Genomic DNA, 4,306 nt, shown 5'->3' on the forward strand with positions numbered 1-4,306 from the left:
CTCCTTTCCCAGATAAATTGTCCTGTTGTGCTGGCTAACGCATAACTTGAGACGAAGCTCGGTTATACCTCAAAGCCAAATTCAAACATGGTTTGAAACAAACTCAAAGCCTGGTTTAAACCGAAACTTTGTCATTTTACATATATTTTATATCCCCCTGCCTTTAGCACTTCTTGCGCCTTTCTCCAGGATGCCGCATCGGCCAGCGACAGCACAAGGCAGCCTCCAGGCTCATCCTCACGGCTGTTGATTATGCACAGGTTCTTTATGTTTATGCTGTGCTGCCCCAGCAGGGAGGCTATCTCACCTATGCTGCCGGGGCGATCGGGTATGTCTACATACAAGTCGTGGTATGGGAGCAATGCCTGGCCTTGGAGGATGGGGAGGCTGTCGCGAAATTTCTTTGCCCTGCAGAAGAAATCTTCTATTTCATCTCCACTGCCTTCATCCAGATATCTGTAAAACGCCTCGAGGTACCGAATGGTGCTTTTGATGAGCTGTGCTAGATGTTGGCGGTTTGAAAGCGATATGTCTCGCCATATCTTTGGATTAGACGATGAAATTCGGGTTATATCCCGAAATCCTCCAGCGGCCAGCCTTTCCTTGAAGTGCTGTGGGTCTTCTATGTCCTGCACGGCGTTGACCAGGGCTGACGCCACCACATGGGGCAGATGGCTGATGGCTCCCACTATCCTGTCGTGGGACTGCGGGTCCAGGACCAACGGGATGGCGCCTATGGTCGAGAGCAGGGCCTTTAACCTGTCCACTACCCAGGCGGGGGTGGAAGGAATGGGTGTGAGGATATAGTAGGCATTTTCGAATAGGTGTGGTATGCTGGCGGTATATCCCGAACGTTCGGTGCCGGCCATGGGATGCCCGCCCACGAAGAAAAGGCCGGAAGGAAGGCATCCCATGGCGGTGCGCATTATGGCTTCTTTGGTGCTGCCGGTATCGGTGATTATGGCGCCGGTAGGGGCATGGGCGGCTACTTCTTTGATGAGGCCAGGTATGGTTCCTACCGGTGTACATAAGAATATGATATCGGCATGGCGAACGGCATCTTCGATACAAGTGGCCTCCTGATCAATTGTTCCTTCTTCAATGGCCATTTTTACGTGCTCTTTCTGGACGTCGGTTCCCGTAATGTGCCACTCCGGATGGCTGCGGCGAATGGCCTTGGCTAGCGATCCCCCTATAAGCCCCAGTCCAACTATGCTTACCCTTTTTATCTCCCTTTCTGACATTATCGTCACCCCACCTTTTGCATACGACGATATGAGTCCATGAGGTTTTCACCATTCGCGGCCCACGGCGCTGGCTACTTTGGCAACCTCTTGGACCAGGGCATCAAAAGTTTCAAAGTTTAAGGACTGTGGGCCATCCGATAGGGCACATTTTGGATCGGGATGAACCTCTATCATCAGGCCATCAGCACCAGCGGCGATGGCTGCCTGGCTCATGGGCGTGACCAGCTTCCATTTGCCCGTGCCGTGGCTGGGGTCCACTATTATGGGCAAATGGCTTATATCCTTTATGATGGGAACGGCGCTCAGGTCCAACGTGTTGCGCGTGTAGGTCTCAAAAGTTCGTATGCCTCTCTCGCACAGTATTATGTTGTAATTGCCCTCGTTCATGATGTATTCCGCCGCGTTGAGCCATTCTTCTATTGTGGATGCCAGCCCGCGCTTTAGCACCACAGGTATTTTCATCCTCCCCACTTCCCGCAGCAGCTGGAAGTTTTGCATGTTGCGGGCGCCAATTTGTACCACATCAACGTATTTTATGGCCTGTTCAAGGGAGGCCAGGGATATTACCTCGGATACCACCAGCAGCCCGGTCTCTTTTGCCGCCTCGGCCAATATCCTGTATCCTTCTTCCTCCAGCCCCTGGAAGGAGTAGGGCGAAGTGCGCGGCTTGTAGGCGCCGCCTCTTAAGAATTGGACCCCTTTGGATTTGAGAAATCTGGCTGTTTGCATGATCTGGTCGAGGCTTTCAACAGCGCATGGCCCGGCCATTATGACGATCTTCTTTCCACCTATGGCCACGTCCTTGATGCGAATTACCGTCGGCTCGGGTTTAAAGGTCTTGCTGGCCAGCTTGAAGGATTCCACTATGGGGACAAGGCGATCCACACCCGGCATGAGCTCCAGGGGGGTGTCGGCCAGCACCCGTTTATCGCCTATTACCCCTATTACCGTTCTTTCGGTGCCCACCGAGATGTGCACTCCCAGGCCGAGATTTTTGAGCAATGCCTCAATTTGCCTGACTTGTTCCTCGGTGGCATCGGGTTTCATGACGATAACCATATTACCATCCTCCCGTATTAGGATTTGATTTGCCTTACAAGGCAATTATGTTTTTACCATGCTACCGTTCTACTATGCTGCTTTGGTCTATTTTTTATGATGCTATTTTAAACTGATTATGCTCCACAGCGCCTTTATCTCTTCGTTTATCGCTTCGTTTGTCACTTCGTCTATCACTTCGTTTATCGCTTCGTTTGTCACTTCGTCTATCGCTTCATTTATTGCTTTGTTTATCGCCTCATTTATCGCTTCGTTTATCACTTCGTTTATCACTTCAGTTATCACTTCAGTTATTACTTCGTTTATCACTTCATTTATCATTTATCACTTCATTTATCATTTATCTCTTCATTTATCGCTTTAGCACCTCTTTCAGTGCTTCTATAAACCTCCTGTTTTGCTGGGGCGTGCCGATGGTCACCCTTATCCAGTTGTCCATGTCGAATATGTCCCCCGAACGGATTATGACCCCTTTATATAGCAGGTCCCTGAACACTTCCAGGCTGTTTCTCCCCACGTTAACCATGATGAAGTTGGTATGGGTAGGGATATATTCAAGCCCCATCTCCTCAAAGGCCTGGTATAAATACTCTTTTCCCTCCTGGTTGATCTGGATGCTCCTTTGAACGAATTCCTGGTCATCCAGCGCCGCGAGGGCGGCCGCCTGTGCCGCAGCATTGACGTTGAAGGGCCCTCGCACCCTGTTGAGGAGCTCTATGATCTCTTTGTTGGAGATGGCGTACCCTATGCGTAGTCCGGCCAGGCCGTAGGCCTTTGAAAAGGTCCTGAGGATGATCACGTTGTTATACTGTTTAAGCAGCTCTATGCTCTCGGGATAATCTCCACAGCGGGCATATTCATAGTATGCCTCGTCCAGCACTACAAGCACGTTTTGGGGTACCTTTTCCAGGAAAGCCCTTAGCTCCTCGGCTGTGATGATGGTACCGGTAGGGTTGTTAGGGTTGCATATCCATATAATGCGGGTGGTATCGGTTATGCTGTTTAAAATGCCATTGAGGTCGAAACGGTAGTCACGGGTCAACGGAATCCTGATCATCCTGCCGTCCATTACCTGAATTGCAGCTTCATACCTTGAAAAGGATGGCCAGCAGGTGATGGCGGTATCGCCGGGGTTGATATAAGTTTGGGCTATGATCTCCAGGATCTGGTCCGACCCTGCACCAAACAGCAACTGCTCCGGCTCCACATTGAGCCTTTGTGCCAAAGCGCCTTTAAGCTCGGTGCAATTGCCGTCAGGATAGAGGGAGACTTCCTGTGTCCATTTTATGATGGCTTCAACAGCTTTGGGCGAACACCCCAGGGGATTTTCGTTGGAGGCCAGCTTGATGACCTCGGTGAGGCCCAGCTCCCGCTTGACCTCGCTTATGGGCTTGCCCGGCCTGTAGGGTTCGAGGGTTTCAATCGCCTTTCTGTGCTTTACCATTTATTTCCCTCCTTATACTTTTACCCTGCAAACGTATATTGCCAGCCGGTCGGCGGTCAAGCATGCAGCCTGCCAGCCAGAGCATGACTGCTGTCATCCATTGCAATGCCTTTGATCATTTTCACTTCGCTCTTATCCTGCTGCTCTTATACTGCTAGCTATGCATATTGCCGGCTGGTCTATGGTCAAGGATCACGATTGCCAGCCAATCACTGGTCAACTGCGCCGCCCGCCAGCCAGAGCTTGCCTGATGTCGTCCATTGCCACGCCTTTGAACACTTCCACTTTGCCGTACCCTGTAGGGAGGGCAAAGGTTATGCCGCTGTCCACATTTTTTTTGTCATAAACCATCCGCTGGAATATGATATCCCAGTCAGCCGTCTCGAGTACGGTGGGCAGCCCAGCTCTTTCCAACAAAGATGACAGGCGCCTTATGTACTCCTTTCCTATCAATCCCATGCATAGGGCTATCCTGCTCTCATATATCATGCCCATGGCTACCGCTTCTCCGTGGGTGTACTTGGAGTACCCGGTGGCCGACTCAATGGCGTGGCCT

General features: G+C 51.0%; 4 protein-coding genes and 1 pseudogene. All 5 read right to left on the reverse strand.

Annotated elements, in window-relative coordinates; all coding sequences use genetic code 11:
• Nucleotides 1-131 precede the first annotated feature (131 nt).
• Complete coding sequence (locus FWJ59_RS08250; protein WP_414481470.1) at nt 132-1,244, reverse strand: prephenate dehydrogenase/arogenate dehydrogenase family protein; 1,113 nt, start codon at nt 1,242-1,244, stop codon at nt 132-134.
• A 48-nt stretch (nt 1,245-1,292) separates the two neighbouring features.
• Complete coding sequence (gene aroF / locus FWJ59_RS08255; protein ID WP_414481471.1) at nt 1,293-2,306, reverse strand: 3-deoxy-7-phosphoheptulonate synthase; 1,014 nt, start codon at nt 2,304-2,306, stop codon at nt 1,293-1,295.
• A 102-nt stretch (nt 2,307-2,408) separates the two neighbouring features.
• Nucleotides 2,409-2,627 (reverse strand): hypothetical protein, encoded by a 219-nt coding sequence (locus tag FWJ59_RS08260; protein WP_414481472.1) that lies wholly within the window; start codon nt 2,625-2,627, stop codon nt 2,409-2,411.
• A 31-nt stretch (nt 2,628-2,658) separates the two neighbouring features.
• Nucleotides 2,659-3,750, reverse strand: coding sequence for a histidinol-phosphate transaminase (gene hisC / locus FWJ59_RS08265; RefSeq protein ID WP_414481473.1), 1,092 nt, complete (start codon nt 3,748-3,750; stop codon nt 2,659-2,661).
• A 216-nt stretch (nt 3,751-3,966) separates the two neighbouring features.
• Nucleotides 3,967-4,306, reverse strand: a pseudogene (locus FWJ59_RS08270) (3-dehydroquinate synthase); the annotation flags it as partial.

It is taken from the genome of Caldicoprobacter sp. (assembly GCF_047459465.1).
Classification (GTDB): Bacteria; Bacillota; Clostridia; order Caldicoprobacterales; family Caldicoprobacteraceae; genus Caldicoprobacter.